Source organism: Paracoccus sp. M683 (genome assembly GCF_007096355.1).
Classification (GTDB): domain Bacteria; phylum Pseudomonadota; class Alphaproteobacteria; order Rhodobacterales; family Rhodobacteraceae; genus Paracoccus.
Map to the genome: position 1 here is coordinate 452,395 of NZ_VKDF01000004.1, position 16,077 is coordinate 468,471.

Sequence of the window (16,077 nt, forward strand, 5' to 3'; positions counted from 1 at the left end):
CGCGTAAGACGGCGTTGGGATGGCGATGGCAGGGGCGGCGAGCGGCGCAATTCGAAACCGATTGATCCGGCTGGGTGACAGCCGGCAGCTAGAGGGCATGGCGATGGCCATGCTGCTTGGGCTGGGTGTTGTTCTGGCCGTGGCGACGCTGCTGGTGCTGGGGCCGTTCGGGCCGGCGACGCCGAACTGGGCCTTGCGGCTGGTGCTGCTGCTGGACGTGGTCTGCATGATCGCGCTGACCGGCTTGGTGGTCATGCGGCTGGCGCGGATGGTGGCGGCGCGGCGGGCCTCGGCGGCCGGATCGCGGCTGCATATGCGGCTGGTCGGGGTCTTTGCCGTCATCGCGCTTGTGCCGACGGTGCTGGTGGCGCTGTTTGCCGGTCTGCTGGTGAATATCGGGCTTGAAGGCTGGTTCTCGGACCGGGTGCAGCAGGTGGTCACCACCTCGCAGGCGGCAGCCGTGGCCTATCAGGACGAACATCGCCGTGATCTGACCGAGGACGCCAATGCGCTGGCCCGCGTGCTGACCCAGGCCGCGCGCAACGATCCGCTGATCGAGGACGCGATGCTGCGCGAATTGCTGGTGCAGGGGCAGGGGCTGATCCAGCGCGGCCTGCGCGAGGCCTATGTGATCGACGGTGCAGGCGCGATCAGGGCACGGGGCGAGCGGTCCTATCTGTTCTGGTACGAGGCCCCTGGTGCCGGCCAGTTCGATCAGGCCAGCGCGGAAGGCGTGGTGCTGATCGAGGATTGGCAGAACAACGAATTTCGCGCGCTGGTCAAGTTGTCGCCATTGGCCGACCGCTATCTTTACGTCACCCGCGATGTCGATGGCTCGCTTCTGGGGCTGCTGGATGACACCCGCCAGACGGTTGGCGACTATCAGCAGCTGGAACAGACGCGCGGCCGGGTGCTGCTGGAATTTTCGCTGGTTTATCTGGGCTTTGCGCTGTTGATGGTGGCGGGGGCTATCTGGCTGGGCCTGTGGTTTGCCAGCCGGCTGTCGCGGCCCATCGGACAGCTTGCGCAGGCCAGCGAGGCGGTGGGGCGCGGCGATCTGGACGTGCAGGTGCCCGAACCCGATACCGGGGACGAGATCCAGACCCTTGGCGAAAGCTTCAACCGCATGACGCGCCAGCTGAAGGCGCAGCGCGAGGAGTTGGTGGAAAGCTATCGCTCCAGCGATGAACAGCGGCGGTTGTTCGACAATGTCCTGTCCTCGGTCACCTCGGGCGTGATCGGACTGGACCCGGCGGGCGAGATCGACTTTCTGAACCGCTCGGCCACGCGCCTGCTGGGGTTGGATGCGGCGCGTGATATCGACGCGCTGTTGTCCGAGGCGGTGCCGGAATTCGCGCCGCTGTTTGACCGGCTGACCGGATCGGTGGTCGAGGCGGTGCAGGACGAGGTGCGGCTGAACCGCGAGGGCCGGGTCGAAAGCCTGTTGGTGCGCATGGCCGTGCGCCGTGCCACCGATGGCGGGTTGGAAGGCTATGTCGTGGCCTTTGACGATGTGACCGAACTGGTCAGCGCGCAACGCATGGCGGCCTGGGGCGACGTGGCCCGCCGCGTGGCGCATGAAATCAAGAACCCGCTGACGCCGATCCAGCTGTCGGCGGAACGGCTGCGGCGCAAGTTCATGCCGCTGGCCCGTGACGAGGACAAGGCCAGTCTGGACCAATATGTCGACGTGATCATCCGCCAGACGGGCGATCTGCGCCGGATCGTGGACGAGTTCAGCCGTTTCGCCCGCATGCCCGAGCCTGACCGCGCCGAGGTCGATCTGGCGCGGCTGTTGCGCGATGCCGTGCTGATCCAGCAGGACGCGGTGAAAGGCGCGCTGCTTGCCGATATCCCCGACCAGCCGGTGATCGTGGATTGCGACGCCGGCATGCTCAGCCAGGCTTTCACCAATCTTCTGAAGAATGCAGGCGAAGCAATTGACGAAAAGGCAGAAAACAACCCTGCCGACTGGCATCCGCAGGTCGATGTGCGGATGATTGCCCAGCCCGACGCGGTCGAGATCCGCATCATCGACAATGGCACTGGCCTGCCGGCCGATCGGACGCGGTTGTTCGAACCCTATGTCACGCTGAAGGCGCATGGCACGGGGCTGGGGCTGCCGATCGTCAAGAAGATCATCGAGGAACATGGCGGCAGCCTGTCCTTGACCGACGCGCCTGGCCATGAAGGGGCCATGGCCACAATCAGATTGCCGCGGGAACGTCAGCCGGTCCGGCTGGCCGCAAGGCGGCACAAACATGACAAAGAGCAGACGGGGGCGATATGAGCGACATCTTGATCGTCGATGACGAACGAGACATCCGCGAGCTGATCGCGGATATTCTGAAGGACGAAGGTTTCCAGACACGGGTGGCCGCGAACTCGGACGAGGCGGTGGCTGCGCTGAATGATGCGGAACCGGCGCTGATGATCCTGGATATCTGGCTGAAGGACAGCCGGATGGACGGGATCGACATCCTGAAACAGGTCAAGCGCAACAACCCGGATGTGCCGGTGATCATCATATCCGGCCATGGCAATATCGAGATCGCAGTCGCCGCGATCCGGCAGGGCGCCTATGACTTCATCGAAAAGCCGTTCAACATTGATCAGCTGATGGTGGTCATCAACCGGGCGATGGAAACCAGCCGGCTGAGGCACGAAAACACCAGCCTGAAGCGCGGCGACACCAAGCCTGCCGAGATGCTGGGCAATTCCGCCGCCTTCAAGCGGCTGCGCGACAATCTGGAAAAGGTCGCCAAGTCCAATGGCCGGGTGATGCTGACGGGCGAGCCGGGGGCCGGCAAGGAACTGGCCGCGCGCTTCATCCATGCCAACAGCCCGCGCGCCAAGGCGCCTTTCGTCACCGTATCCTGCGCCACGATCGAACCCGAGCGCATGGAAGAGGTCCTGTTCGGCCGCGAAACGCCCGAAAGGGGGATCGAGCCGGGTTTGCTGGAACAGGCCCATGGCGGGGTGATCTATTTCGACGAGGTCTCGGATATGCCCCTGGGCACGCAGCCCAAGATTCTGCGGGTGCTGACCGAACAGCAGTTCAGCCGATCGGGCGGCGCAGACAAGGTGCGGGTCGATCTGCGGGTCATCAGCTCGACCAACCGCGATCTGGGGACCGAGATCGCCGCCGGCCGGTTCCGGCAGGAGTTGTATGACCGGCTGAATGTGGTGCCCGTCGTCGTGCCCTCGCTGGCCGAGCGGCGCGAGGACATCCAGCTGCTTGCCGAGCATTTCATTGACGAATTCAACCGCGATCAGGGCCTGACCCCGCGCGTGTTGCCTGATGAGACGGTGGCGGCGTTGCAGTCGATGCGCTGGCCCGGCAATATCCGCCAGCTGCGCAACGTGATCGAGCGGGTGCTGATCCTGGCCGAGGATACCGGCCCGATCCAGCCGGCCGAACTGGAACCCCAGGGCGCCACCCCCGACAATGGCGAGGCGCTGAGCCTCGGCCCGCAGATCACGGCTTTGGCGCTGCGCGAGGCGCGCGAGCTGTTCGAACGCGAATATCTGCTGGCCCAGATCAACCGTTTCGGCGGCAATATCAGCCGCACCGCGCAATTCGTCGGCATGGAACGCAGCGCCCTGCACCGCAAGCTGAAATCGCTTGGCGTCGTCGGCGGCGTGCGGGTCGAGGATGAGATGATTTTGGGGAAATGACCCCGAACCAGAAATGCTGCAACCGGCCGCCGGGAGAGTGGACCCTGCGGCCGGTTGCGAAAGACACGACTCGTTCCGAACGCGAAGGCCCCATGCGTGGGCATGGCACCATCCGAAGGCTGCCGTGACAAAGGCCAGACGACGTTGGCCCGGATCAGGAAGCGATCGGCGTGATCCTCACTTTCGGTTGGCGGTGACATTGGGCGAACGCCAGTACCCAGGACATACAGCGTTCGTCCAAGACCAACCGCCTTGTCAGTCTCAGGATGGCCACTGTCTGCGCTGAAGCCGGGGGGTGGTCCCGGCCGGATCGTCCCAAGTCAGCATCTTAACAGCGCGGCCATATCGCAATTGCGAAACGCTGCAAATTCTCAGACTTCATGACAATAGCGCAAAGAAGCCGCACATTCAAGTCTGGCTCCCTCGATTGCATTGAAATAACAGGATAATTGCGCATTGTGCAAATTGCTGGAAAGACAAGGCTGCGGGGATCGGCCCATGCCGAGCGGATCGAGGCGATTGCCCATCCTGCCCATCTTGCCTAATGCTGCTGGTCTGGAACCGAAATTGGGCGGGCTGGAATGAAGATCATCATCTGCGGGGCGGGCCAGGTTGGCTGGCAGATCGCGCGGCATCTGTCGGGCGAGCGGAACGATGTGACGGTCATCGACAACAATGCCGAGTTGATCCGCCGCGCCACCGATGCGCTGGACGTGCAGGGCGTCACCGGCTTTGCCAGCCATCCTGATGTGCTGGATCGCGCCGGGGCCCGCGATGCCGATCTGATCATCGCCGCGACCTATTCGGACGAGGTGAACATGGTGACCTGCCAGGTTGCCCATTCGGTCTTTCAGGTGCCGCGCAAGATCGCCCGCCTCCGCTCCAGCGCCTATCTGGACGCGATCTATTCCGATCTTTACCGCACCGATCACCTGCCCATCGACGTGGTCATCAGCCCCGAGCGCGAGGTGGCGCAGGCCGCGATGCAGCGCCTTTCGGCGCCCTCGACCTTTGATGCCGAGACCTTCATGGGCGACAAGGTGCATCTGCTGGGCATTGCACTGGAAGAAGACTGCCCCGCCCTGAACACCCCGCTGCGACAGCTGAACGAAATCTTTTCCAGCCTGCGTGCCATCGTCGCCGGCGTTCGCCGCGACGGCCGGCTTTTTGCACCGGAACCGGGCGATCAGCTGTTCGCCCATGATCAGATCTATGTCTTTGCCCATGTCGATGATGTGGATCGCGCGCTGGAAATCTTTGGCAAGCCCACGGCCAAGCAGGAACGGGTCGTCGTGGTCGGTGCCGGCAATGTCGGGCTGTCGGTGGCCCGCGCGCTGGAAGCCCGGCCCGATCGGATCCGCGCCAAGCTGATCGAACGCGACCGCAGCCGCGCCGAGATGGCCGCCGATGCGCTGGAACGCACCATCGTGCTGAACGGCGACGGGCTGTCGGCCGAGTTGCTGGAAGAGGCCGCCGTGCCGCGCGCCGATGCGGTGCTGGCCGTGACCGATGACGACAAGACCAATATCCTCGTCTCTGTCCGTGCCAAGCAGGCCGGCGCGAAACTGGCCATCGCGCTGATCAACGACCCGACGCTGGTGCCCCTGATGGGGGCGCTGGACATCGACGCCTATATCAACCCGCGCGCCACCACGGTTTCCACCATCCTGCGCCATATCCGACATGGCCGCGTGCGCGACATCTATTCCATCGGCGATGCCGAGGCCGAGGTGATCGAGGCGCAGGTGCTGTCGACCTCGCCCATTTCCGGCCGGGCGATCCGCGATATCGAATTTCCCGAGGGCGTGTTGATCGGCGCTGTCCAGAAAGGCGAAAAGGTGCTGAAGCCCACCGCAGACATGCGCATCGAAGAGGGCGATCTTGTCCTGATCTTCGCGCTGAGTGCCGATGTCCCCGAGGTCGAGCGCCTGTTGCAGGTCTCGATCGACTTTTTCTGAGGTTGCGCGCCCCGTGTCGGTTCTGATCCGCCTGCCGCTGATCGTCATCCTTGCCGGGATTGGTGCCCTGGCGATGATGGTGCCGGCCGGCTATGCCTCGGTCACCGATCATGACGCCATCGCACGGCATTTCTTTTACTCGGGGCTGCTGTTTCTGGTGCTGACCGGCATGATCGGCATCGCCACCGCCGCCAACCCGGCCGGGCAAAGGGCGCGGTCGATGCTGCTGACCATGGTGGCGACGATGACGGTTCTGCCGGTGATGCTGGCGGTGCCGCTGGCCGAAAGCCTGCCCGATACGGGGCTGTTCAACGCCTGGTGGGAAATGGTCTCGTCGCTGACGACCACCGGGGCTTCGCTTTATTCCGCCGATCTGCTGGCGCCTCCTTTGCATCTGTGGCGGGCGATGGTCGGTTGGATGGGGGGGCTGTTCATGCTGGTCGCGGCCATCGCCGTCCTTGCGCCGCTGCGTGTTGGCGGGTTCGAGCTGATGTCATCGCCCTATGGCCGGCGCGAATATTTCGAACGGCTGCCCAGATCGGCCGACGCGCTGGAGGTGCCGTCGCATCTGTCCAGCCCGGCTTTTCAGACCGAACTGGTCGACCCGGCCTATCGCGTGCTGCGGGCCTTGCAGGCGGTGGCGCCGGTCTATGTCGGGCTGACGCTGGTGCTGTGGGTGCTGCTGCTGCTGCTGGGGGACAGTTCGCTGATCGCGCTGTGCCGGGCGATGGGAACGTTGGCCACCTCGGGCATTTCGCCGGTCGTCGGCGCAACGACCGAGGGTTCGGGCGTGCTGGGCGAGATGGTGATCTTCCTGTTTCTGATCCTGGCCCTGTCGCGGCGGTTCTGGCCGGGCGGCGGGGAATTGCGCGCGACCGAGCGGATCGTTGATGACCCCGAATTGCGGCTTGCCGCAGGGGTGGTGTTTCTGGTGGCGGCGCTGCTGTTCGCCCGCCATTTCATCGGCGCGATCGAGGTGGCCAATACTGGCGGCCCGGTGGATCCGGCCGGCCCCTTCGATGCCATCGGCAAGGGCGCCGCAGCCGCCTGGGGCGGGCTGTTCAACGGGCTCAGCTATCTGACCACGACCGGCTGGAACAGCGTCGACTGGCAGGGCGCCCGCACCTGGTCGGGGCTGACCTCGCCGGGCCTGATGCTGGCCGGGCTGGCCATGTTCGGCGGCGGCGTCGCGACCACGGCGGGCGGGGTCAAGCTGCTGCGCGTCTATGCGCTGGCCCGCCATGGCGAACGCGAGATGGAGCGGATCATTCATCCGCGCTCGATCGGCGGGGGCGGGCGCATGGCGCGGCGTCTGCGGCGCGAGGGCGCCTATCTGGCCTTCATTTTCTTCATGCTGTTTGCCATATCCATCGCGGTCGTCGTCATCCTTGTCTCGATCCAGCAGGTCGAGTTCGAGACCGCAACGATCCTGTCCATCGCGGCGCTGACCAATACCGGCCCGCTGGCTGGCGCCATCCCGCTGACGCCCGCTTTCGAGGGGACCGCCGGCGCCGCCTCGGCCCCGTGGGACGGGTGGTCCGGCCTGTCGAATTACAACAAGGCGATTCTGGCCGGCGCGATGATCGTGGGGCGGCTGGAAACGCTGGCGATCCTGGCGCTGTTCACGCCCGATTTCTGGCGGCGCTGAGGGCTGTCAGTTGAACAGATGGGCCTGGGTTGCCTGCCAGGCCAGCTGATCCTGAAAGGATTGCACCGCCTGGGCAATCCGCTCGGCCCGGTTCGGGGATGACTGCAATTCATGCCAGAACTGCGCCTGAAAGCTGCGCCCCCCGGCCGGCTCGATCCGCAAGGGCGGGTACCAGCCCGGTCCGGCCAGCGCCACGGCCCGCAGATGCACCAGGAAACGAGGCCAGAACTCATCCGTTTCGTCACGCCAGCGGGCGCGGAAATGCAGCTGCGTCGGCCGGCTGTTGAAACGGATGCTGGCAGGGCCGTAGTGCTGGATCATCTGGCGCCACAAATGCCAGTCACCGGATTTCAGAATATTCTCGGGCCAAAAGGCGACCTCGTCCAGGCAACTGCGCCGATGGACCACGCAGCCGGATGGGATCATGTTGAAATGGCCCATGAAATTCTGCCGCGCATGGGTCAGGCGCAGATTGGCATAGGCGGGCAGGATCAGCCCGTCACCCGTCACCCAGAGCGGCCGGCAATAGGCCCATTGCACCTCGGGGTTGGTGAACTCGGCCGCCATGCCGCACAGGTGGCCGGGCAGCATCAGGTCGTCATCGGCTGCCATGGCAATCAGCTGACCGCGCGCCTGCCGCAGGGCGATATTGCGATTGGCATAGCCAAAGCCCGGCGCCTTGGGCAGGTCGAACCAGCGGATGCGTGGATCGCCGAAGCCCTGAACGATATCTGCCTCGGGGCCGGTGCAGCCATCGCCCACCACCAGCAACTCGAAATCGGTCCGGGTCTGGGCCAGCACGCTGGCGATGGACAACCCCAGCGTGTCGGGGCTGTCATGGGTGGGCAGCAGGACCGAGAAAAGCGGGCCGTCGGCTGGCGCAGTGGTTGCCATCCCTACCAGCCCGGTCGTCCGCCGAAATCATAGGGGATGAGCGGCGTGTCAGGCGGCAGGCGATGCTTGTCGGGGTTGCGATAGTCGTAAATCATCGTCGGCATGTTCAGCAGCACAGCCTCGGTTTCACCGATGTTCACGTCGGCATGCCAGACATAGGCGGGGATCCGCAGCAACTGACGATTCTCCGGGCCGAGGGTGATCACCGACAGCTTACCACAGCTGGGGCTGTCGGGGCGCACGTCATACAGCACCACCTGCATCTCGCCCGAGATCAGGAAATAGCGGTCGACATGGCGTTCATGCAGCCCCCAGCCCTTGACGATGCCGGGCCGCAGCGTCGTGACATAGACATGCTCGACCGGTTCATCGTCGGGAAACCAGTCGCGCGAATAGACCTCGAACAGGCGGCCGCGTTCGTCCACATGGGTGGGGCTGGCGCGCCGGGTCGCGCCCTCGATCCGGGGCGTCAGCGTCGCAGAACCGTCATCCGTTGTCGTCTGCTGATCCGCCTGCGCGGCGCCAAGCGTTTCGCATAGCACATGATCGGGGGGAATTTCCTTACCCTGGTAGCGAATTACCATCGAGGCCTCATGTTGAAATCGGGGCGTGTGCCGGAATAACAGCAGCTGCAGTGCATCAGTCAGCTTTTGTCTGCTTCCTGTTGATGTCAAGTAACTTGCATGCGCGCGGATCAGCCCCTAAACCTTGGATGTCGATCAACTTTAGCAGGCAGGCTGACACCAAATGGCTGGCGATAAGCAGAACCTTCAGGACGCGTTCCTTAACCACGTCCGCAAGGCCAAGGTGCCGGTCACGATATTCCTGATCAATGGCGTCAAATTGCAGGGCGTGATCACCTGGTTCGACAATTTCTGCGTGCTTTTGCGCCGCGATGGCCAGTCGCAGCTGGTCTATAAGCATGCCATCAGCACGATCATGCCGGGCCAGCCGATCAGCCTGTATGAAGGCGAGGATTGATTGGCCGAACCCACCTCGACCGAGGCACGGCCGACACGCGCCTATGTGATCCATCCTGATATCGGCGCTGCCCGCATGCAGCGCCGTGAACCCGAACATGCGCTGGCCGAGGCGGTGGCCCTGGCCCATGCGCTTCCCGGCACCGAAATCGTGGGTGCCGAGGTGGTGCGGTTGCGCAAGCCCGATCCGGGCCGCCTGTTCGGCAAGGGAAAACTGGCCGAGATCAAGGAACGTCTGGCCGATGGCGAGGTTGATCTGGTGCTGATCGACGGCCCGGTCAGCCCTGTGCAGCAACGCAATCTGGAAAAGGACTGGGACGTCAAACTTCTGGACCGGACCGGCCTGATCCTAGAGATTTTTGCCGATCGCGCCCGCACGCGCGAGGGTGTGTTGCAGGTGGAACTTGCCGCGCTGTCCTATCAGCGCACGCGGTTGGTGCGCGCCTGGACCCACCTTGAACGTCAGCGGGGCGGGCTGGGATTTGTGGGTGGCCCCGGCGAAACCCAGATCGAGGCTGACCGCCGCGCCATTGACGAACAGATGACCCGCTTGCGCCGGCAATTGGAACGGGTAGTGAAAACCCGCACCCTGCACCGCGCCGCACGCGCCAAGGTGCCCTATCCGATCGTCGCGTTGGTGGGCTATACCAACGCCGGAAAATCCACGCTGTTCAACCGCCTGACCGGGGCCGAGGTCATGGCAAAGGACATGCTGTTCGCCACGCTGGACCCGACCATGCGCGCGATTCGGCTGCCCGATGCCGGCGGCGGGGCCGGGGGCGGGCGCAAGATCATCCTGTCCGATACGGTGGGTTTCATCAGCGATCTGCCGCATGAACTGGTCGCCGCCTTCCGCGCCACGCTGGAAGAGGTGCTGGAGGCCGATCTGATCCTGCATGTGCGCGACATCAGCCACCCCGAAACCGAGGAACAGGCCGCCGATGTGGCCGAGATCCTTGAAGGGCTGGGCGTCGATGACGACGTGGCCCTGATCGAGGTCTGGAACAAGATCGACGCCCTGTCGGCGGAAACCCGCGCCGCCCTGCGTCGCACCGATTCGCGCACCGAGGGGGTGCAGGCCGTCAGCGCCCTGACCGGCGAGGGGCTGGACGATCTGATCTCGGCCATCGACGCCCATCTGGCCGAGGCGCTGGACGAGCCGCGCCACGAGGCGCAGGTGACGCTGCCCTTCAGCGATGGCCGGCGCCGCGCCTGGCTGCATGAGGCCGGCGTGGTCGAGCGCGAAGAAACCACCGATGACGGGCTGCTGCTGCATTTGCGCTGGACCGACCGGCAACGCGCCGGGTTCGAGGCCTTGGACGAATCCCGCAGCTGATCGCGCCCTCTTGACGGGGGGACGCAGGCCCACCATATCCCCGTTCTCGGGTTCAGGCCCCGGCCGCTCACATGGCATTTGCCTTTGGTGAAGTCCTGAAATTCTTCCGCTTTCGGCAACATGTCCGACGGCGGCAATGTGAGCCCCGCCCATATACGGCATGATTGCTTGAAGGAACTGTAACATGGCCATCAACCATGATCTGAACGCTTTGAAATCTCAGGCGAAAAATCTTCGTGCGGCATTGGATCGCGCCGGCAGCCCGGTGACCCATTCGCAGGCGCTGGAACTGGTCGCGCAAAGCCATGGCGCGCGCGACTGGAACACCGCCCATGCAGCCGCCGAGGCGGTCGACGCCGCGCCCCTGTGGCAATTCGGCGGTCCGGTTCGCGGGCGCTATCTGGGCCAGCCCTTTACCGGGCGGGTCGTCGCGGCCAGCGAACGCGGGCGCAACCACCACGCGCTGACGATCCATTTCGACGCGCCGGTCGATGTGTCCCGCTCGGACCTGTTCGAGGCGCCGCGCAAGCGGGTGAACGCCACGGTCAACACCAGCGGTCGCAGCATCAGCCGCACCTCGGATGGACAGCCCCATCTGGTGCTGGAAGCCGCCTGATCAGGATAACCACCTGGTAAAAGACAGAAGCAGGGGCGCTTTTACGGCGCCCCTTTTTCTTTCTGTTGCTGAGCGAGCTCTTTTTCTTTCTCTTTCTGGGCCAGCTCTTTTTCCTCCTGCGCAAGGCGGTCGACCAGATCCCGAATGCGGGTGACAAAGCCGTCGACGCGGGCGGCGGGGACCGTCTCGGCCTGATGCAACACCATCCAGTGCAGCCGGGCCTTGGGCGCGCAGGGGGCGATGATCGCCCGGTGCAGCACCCGCCGCAAGGGTTGGCGCATCACCAGCCGGTCGATCCACATGGGCGAGCCTGTCGAGGTGATTGCGATCACATGTTTCAGATTGTCCAGCCTGGGGATCAGCCGCCCGCCGTCGGGGCTGTGATCAAAGGCAATGCCGGGCCGCCAGACGCGGTCGAACCAGCCTTTCAGAATTGCCGGAAAGCCCGACCACCAGGTTGGAAAGATCAGGATCAGCAATTCGGTCTGGCGCAGTTGCTCGGTCATCTGCGCCAGATTTTCATCTTCGATCTCGGCCTGCGGGTCGTAATAGGCGCGGCGTTCATCCTCGGACAGGCGCGGGTCGAAATCCTCGGTATGAAGATCCAGAAAGTCGACGTCATTGCCGGCCGCGCCGGTGGCGATCAGGGTCTGGACCGTAAGATGGCGGCTAAGGCTTTCGCCGACCGGGTGGCTGGTGACCAGCAGGGCTTTCATCGTGGCGACCTTCAAATCGGGAACCGGCCAGCGGACCGGCCGGTTCGGGACTAACAGTTTCGGGGCGCACCATACTGATATGGACCGAAAAGACCACAGTGCCGGCATCCGGCAGGGATCGGTTTCGTGTCACAACCCGCTTGGGTTCCTTATTCCAGCATCTCGGCAAGCTGTTCAATCACCGTGCCCCAGCCTTCCGCAAAGCCCATTTCCTCGTGCTTTATCCGGTCCTCTTCGGTGCGGTGCAGCACGCGGGCGGTGTATTGAGTGCCGCCATCGCTGACCTCCAGCGTCAGGATCGCGGTCATGAAGGGCGTCTGGTTGGGGCGATAGCCGCCGGCCATGGCATCGGTCCAGACCAGCCGCCTGGGGGCCTCGGCCTCGATCACGCAGCCTTCCGAGGGGCCGCAATCCTCGTTCTCGCCATCAGGGCCGACCATGACGATCATGAACCGGCCGCCGGGGCGCGGTTCGACCACCGCATCGGTGATCTGCCAGGGTCGGGGGGCGAACCATTGCTTCAGCTTTTCGGCATTGGTCACGGCGTCCCAGATCGCCTCGGGCGAGGCGGCGATGTGGCGGGTGATGATCAGATCATTCCCGTCGATTGTGGTCTTGGATTTCATGGATTTGCATCCTTTTGCTCAACAAAGGCGGCCAATCTGTCGGTTCGCCCTTCCCACAGCGCGCGCTGATCCGCCATCCAGGCCGAGACCGGCACAAGTGCGCCATCGGCCAGATGGCAGTGCCGGGTGCGGCCCTGCTTGTCGCTTTCAATCAGGCCCGCGCGTTCCAGCACGCCCAGATGTTTCAGGAAACTGGGCAGCGCCATGTCGAAGGGCTGGGCGAGTTCGCTGACCGAGGCCCCGCCATCGCGCAGCCGTTCAATCACCGCGCGGCGCGTCGGGTCAGACAGGGCGTGAAAGATTCGGTCAAGATTAGCCATGTGGCTAAGTAATCGCCGGAACGCAGCCCTGTCAAGATGGTTTCCTGAATGGCTAACCATTCGGCGCTTGCCGCCGCCCGCGCCCGATGGCAAGAGGCCGGCATGACCGAGAACACGCAGAAAATCGCCCTGATCACCGGCGCCTCGCGCGGGTTGGGCGCGGCCTTGGCCGAGGCGCTTGCCGCCTCGGGCTGGCATATCCTTGCCGTCGCCCGGACCACCGGCGCGCTGGAAGAGTTGGACGACCGCATCCGTGCCGCAGGCGGCAGCGCCACGCTGGCGCCGATGGATGTGACGGTGCCCGAAGCCATGGTTCAACTGGCAGCCTCGGTCCAGCAGCGATGGGGCGGGCTGGATCTTTGGGCGCATAGCGCAATCCATGCCGCGCCGCTGACGCCGGCACCCCATATCGACGCGAAAGACTGGGCCAAATCGGTCGAGATCAATCTGAACGCGACCCGTGGCCTGATCGGTCTGATCGAGCCGCTGCTGCTGGCCCGACAGGGAACGGCGCTGTTCTTTGACGACGCCCTGGGCGGGCAGAAGTTCTTTGGCAGCTATGGCGCGACCAAGGCAGCCCAGATTGCGCTGGCCCGCAGCTGGCAGGCGGAAACCGCCAGCATCGGTCCCCGTGTGGTCATCGCCCAGCCCGCGCCGATGCCGACCGCGACCCGCGCCCGGTTCCATCCGGGCGAGGATCGCGCCGCGCTGACCCCTTGCCGGGACGAGGCCCTGCGGATCCTCGCGGCGCTGTAGCGCCTAGTCCAGCGGTTGCGTCTGGCGGATCAGCCAGTCATGGGCATCGCCCGTCACCAGCGGCGCAATCTCGTGGCGGACGCGGGCGTGATAGTCATCCAGCCAGTTGATCTCATCGGATGACAGCCGGTCGACGTCGATCAGCCGCCGGTCGATGGGGCACAGGGTCAGGGTTTCGAAACCCAGCATCTCTCGCCCCGGTTCCGCGTGGACCGGCTGGACGATCACCAGATTTTCGATGCGGATGCCAAAGGCACCCTCGCGGTAATAGCCCGGCTCGTTCGACAGGATCATGCCCGCCTGCAAGGGGATGTCACTGATCCGGCTGATCCGCGCGGGGCCTTCATGCACACACAGCGCCGCACCAACCCCGTGGCCGGTGCCATGGTCGAAATCCAGCCCCTCTGCCCACAGGAACTGTCGCGCCAGCGCGTCCAGATGCGCGCCGGCCACGCCCTTGGGAAAGCGCGCGCGGGTCAGGGCGATCATTCCGCGCAGCACAGCCGTGTTCGGGCCAATCGCATCGGGTCGCGCCCGGCCGATTGCGATGGTGCGGGTAATGTCGGTGGTGCCATCGCCATATTGCCCGCCGGAATCGACCAGCAGGATGTCGCCCTCGACCAGCGGGCGGTTGCTGGCGCGGTTGACCCGGTAATGGGGCAGGGCGGCATTCGGCCCGACGCCTGCGATGGTGTCAAAGCTGATATCCAGAATGCCCTGATCGCGACGGAAACCTTCCAGTTTCTCGACCACGTCGATTTCGGTCAGCCCTTCCGGGCCGCGAGCATCCAGCCAGGCAAGCAGATGCACCATCGCCACGGCATCGCGGCGATGCGCGGCACGCATGCCGGCCAGTTCGGCATCGTTCTTCATCGCCTTGGGCAGGATGACCGGATCGGTGGCCTGCGCAATTGTGGTGCCGCACAGTTCCAGTTGCAGGAAGGCCGCTTCCGGGGCCGAGCCCGGATCGACCCGCACCGGCCCGTCGATGGCTTGCAGCGCATCAATCAGCCGGTCGGGGGGCTGAATGCTGACACTGTTGCCCAGATGGGCGCGCAGGGCATCGTCGAATTTCGCCGGCTCGGCAAACAGCGCGAGATGTCCGTCATCGGACAGGATGGCAAAGCTTTGCACAACGGGATTGCGGGGCAGGTCGCTGCCCCGGATGTTCAGCAGCCAGGAAATCGAATCGGGTAGGGTCAGCAGCGCGGATTTCTGGCCGGACGAGGCCAGTTCGGCGGCGATGCGTTCACGTTTGGCCTTGGCCACCTCGCCGGCGGTGGCATCGGCATGGATGCGCGCGGCGCCCACAGGTGGGGCCGGACGGTCGGTCCAGACCGCATCCAGCGGGTTATAGTCCGTTGCCAGCAAGGCGATGCCGCTGCCCTTCAGGCCTTTTCGCAGGGTCTCGATCTCGCGCCGGGTATGCAGCCAGGGGTCGAAACCCAGGGTGCCGCCATCGGGCAATGCCTTTCGCAGCCAGTCGGCGGGCCGCGTCGCAGGCCAGTCGACCACGGCAAACAGCGCAGGATCGACCTGCGCACGGGCCTGCACCTTGTACCGACCATCGACGAACAGCCCGCCCTTGTCGGCCGTGGCAATGGCAAAGCCGGCGCTGCCGGTGAAGCCGGTCAGCCAGCGCAGCCGCGCATCGGAATCGGCGACATACTCGCCCTGATGGGCATCGGCACGGGGCACGACAAAGGCATCCAGCCCGGTTTCGGCCATCTGCCGCCGCAGCGCCACCAGCCGGGCCGCGTGATCGCCGGCTGCGCCTTCATCCTCGAATTGCTGGAAGGCGCTCACAATGTCACCGTTTCCATGACCTCGGGCGTCAGCACATTCACGCCGGGCAGCGCGTCGATCATCGGCTGCGCGGATTGTTCCAGCAGCGGGAAGGTCTTGTAATGGCAGGGAATCACGGTCTTGAAGTTGAAGTATTTCTTTGCCGCCCAGGACGCCCGCGCCATGTCCATGGTGAAATGCCCGCCCGCACAGAGAATGCCGATATCGGGCTGATGGTATTCCCCCATCCAGCCCATATCGGCCATGATGTCGGTATCGCCGCTGACATAGATCACATGACCCTCGCCCGCGATCATATAGCCCGATTCATGGCCCGCATAGACCGGGCCCTCATTGCCCTGCAAGGACGAGGAATGGCTGGCATTGACCATGGTGACCCTGGCACCGGCCAGATCGACCGTGCCACCCTTGTTGAAGCCGATGCCCTCGACATCCTGATGTGTCACCCAGCTGCTGATCAGGTCATAGATCCCGACGATCGGAATCCCCTGATCCCTGGCGATGGCCAGCGCGTCGCCGGTATGGTCGCCATGACCATGGGTCAACAGGATATGTGTGGCCCCGGCCAGCGCCTCGGCCCGGCGGGGTTCGGGAAAGACCGGATTTCCCGAAAGCCAGGGGTCGATCAGGATCACTGCATCCTCGATCTGAAGCCGAAAGCCGGAATGGCCGAGCCAGGTCAGTTTCATGGGAATCTCCTTGCCGGGTTTGGGGCAGGTTAGCCGGCCGCGTCTCGAAGGGCC

The 16,077-nt window shown here is 64.6% G+C and carries 15 protein-coding genes; 8 read left to right on the forward strand and 7 right to left on the reverse strand.

All coding sequences use genetic code 11. The features are described 5' to 3' along the window. The first annotated feature begins 25 nt into the window (after positions 1-25). The 4 genes from FNJ84_RS08975 (at position 26) to FNJ84_RS08990 (ending at position 7,284) form a co-directional block, all read left to right on the forward strand. Positions 26-2,290, forward strand: coding sequence for an ATP-binding protein (locus FNJ84_RS08975; RefSeq protein WP_370454590.1), 2,265 nt, complete (start codon positions 26-28; stop codon positions 2,288-2,290). Then, complete coding sequence (locus tag FNJ84_RS08980) at positions 2,287-3,678, forward strand: sigma-54 dependent transcriptional regulator (RefSeq protein WP_143792767.1); 1,392 nt, start codon at positions 2,287-2,289, stop codon at positions 3,676-3,678. Before FNJ84_RS08975 ends, FNJ84_RS08980 begins: the two co-directional genes overlap by 4 nt. A 581-nt stretch (positions 3,679-4,259) precedes the next feature. After that, a complete protein-coding gene (gene trkA / locus FNJ84_RS08985; protein ID WP_143792768.1) occupies positions 4,260-5,636 on the forward strand; it encodes a Trk system potassium transporter TrkA in 1,377 nt (458 codons plus the stop codon). A 73-nt stretch (positions 5,637-5,709) separates the two neighbouring features. Next, the gene (locus FNJ84_RS08990; protein WP_370454591.1) at positions 5,710-7,284 is read left to right on the forward strand and encodes a potassium transporter TrkG; all 1,575 of its coding nucleotides are present in this window, start codon (positions 5,710-5,712) and stop codon (positions 7,282-7,284) included. A 6-nt stretch (positions 7,285-7,290) separates the two neighbouring features. Here FNJ84_RS08990 and FNJ84_RS08995 read toward each other — a convergent pair whose 3' ends face one another. After that, entirely contained in the window at positions 7,291-8,178 is an 888-nt protein-coding gene (locus FNJ84_RS08995) for a glycosyltransferase family 2 protein (protein WP_143792770.1), read from the reverse strand. Positions 8,179-8,180: 2 nt separating this feature from the next. Continuing rightward, positions 8,181-8,762: a dTDP-4-dehydrorhamnose 3,5-epimerase family protein gene (locus FNJ84_RS09000; protein WP_143792771.1), complete on the reverse strand. Its 582-nt coding sequence runs from the start codon at positions 8,760-8,762 to the stop codon at positions 8,181-8,183. A gap of 163 nt (positions 8,763-8,925) precedes the next feature. On the opposite strand from FNJ84_RS09000, the gene hfq reads away from it, so the two are divergent. From hfq to FNJ84_RS09015, 3 genes are all read left to right on the forward strand, one after another. Next, the gene (gene hfq / locus FNJ84_RS09005) at positions 8,926-9,159 is read left to right on the forward strand and encodes an RNA chaperone Hfq (protein ID WP_020949330.1); all 234 of its coding nucleotides are present in this window, start codon (positions 8,926-8,928) and stop codon (positions 9,157-9,159) included. Beyond that, entirely contained in the window at positions 9,160-10,494 is a 1,335-nt protein-coding gene (hflX, locus tag FNJ84_RS09010) for a GTPase HflX (RefSeq protein ID WP_143792772.1), read from the forward strand. It abuts the gene before it with no gap. A gap of 184 nt (positions 10,495-10,678) precedes the next feature. Beyond that, complete coding sequence (locus FNJ84_RS09015) at positions 10,679-11,110, forward strand: glyoxalase superfamily protein (RefSeq protein WP_143792773.1); 432 nt, start codon at positions 10,679-10,681, stop codon at positions 11,108-11,110. 41 nt (positions 11,111-11,151) lie between these two features. Here the strand turns inward: FNJ84_RS09015 and FNJ84_RS09020 are convergent, their stop codons facing one another. The 3 genes from FNJ84_RS09020 to FNJ84_RS09030 form a co-directional block, all read right to left on the reverse strand. Further along, the gene (locus tag FNJ84_RS09020) at positions 11,152-11,826 is read right to left on the reverse strand and encodes an NAD(P)H-dependent oxidoreductase (protein WP_185968467.1); all 675 of its coding nucleotides are present in this window, start codon (positions 11,824-11,826) and stop codon (positions 11,152-11,154) included. A 149-nt stretch (positions 11,827-11,975) separates the two neighbouring features. Next, positions 11,976-12,452 carry an SRPBCC family protein gene (locus FNJ84_RS09025; RefSeq protein ID WP_143792775.1) on the reverse strand — a complete coding sequence of 159 codons (477 nt, stop codon included), beginning with the start codon at positions 12,450-12,452 and terminating at the stop codon, positions 11,976-11,978. Next, entirely contained in the window at positions 12,449-12,772 is a 324-nt protein-coding gene (locus FNJ84_RS09030; RefSeq protein ID WP_143792776.1) for a helix-turn-helix transcriptional regulator, read from the reverse strand. The genes FNJ84_RS09025 and FNJ84_RS09030 overlap by 4 nt, the downstream gene beginning before the upstream one ends. 102 nt (positions 12,773-12,874) lie before the next feature. On the opposite strand from FNJ84_RS09030, the gene FNJ84_RS09035 reads away from it, so the two are divergent. After that, a complete protein-coding gene (locus tag FNJ84_RS09035; RefSeq protein WP_143793038.1) occupies positions 12,875-13,528 on the forward strand; it encodes an SDR family oxidoreductase in 654 nt (217 codons plus the stop codon). A 3-nt stretch (positions 13,529-13,531) separates the two neighbouring features. Here the strand turns inward: FNJ84_RS09035 and FNJ84_RS09040 are convergent, their stop codons facing one another. Next, positions 13,532-15,334 (reverse strand): aminopeptidase P family protein, encoded by a 1,803-nt coding sequence (locus FNJ84_RS09040; protein ID WP_255471120.1) that lies wholly within the window; start codon positions 15,332-15,334, stop codon positions 13,532-13,534. Then, a complete protein-coding gene (locus tag FNJ84_RS09045) occupies positions 15,331-16,023 on the reverse strand; it encodes a metal-dependent hydrolase (protein ID WP_143792777.1) in 693 nt (230 codons plus the stop codon). Before FNJ84_RS09045 ends, FNJ84_RS09040 begins: the two co-directional genes overlap by 4 nt. Between the last annotated feature and the right edge of the window lie 54 nt (positions 16,024-16,077).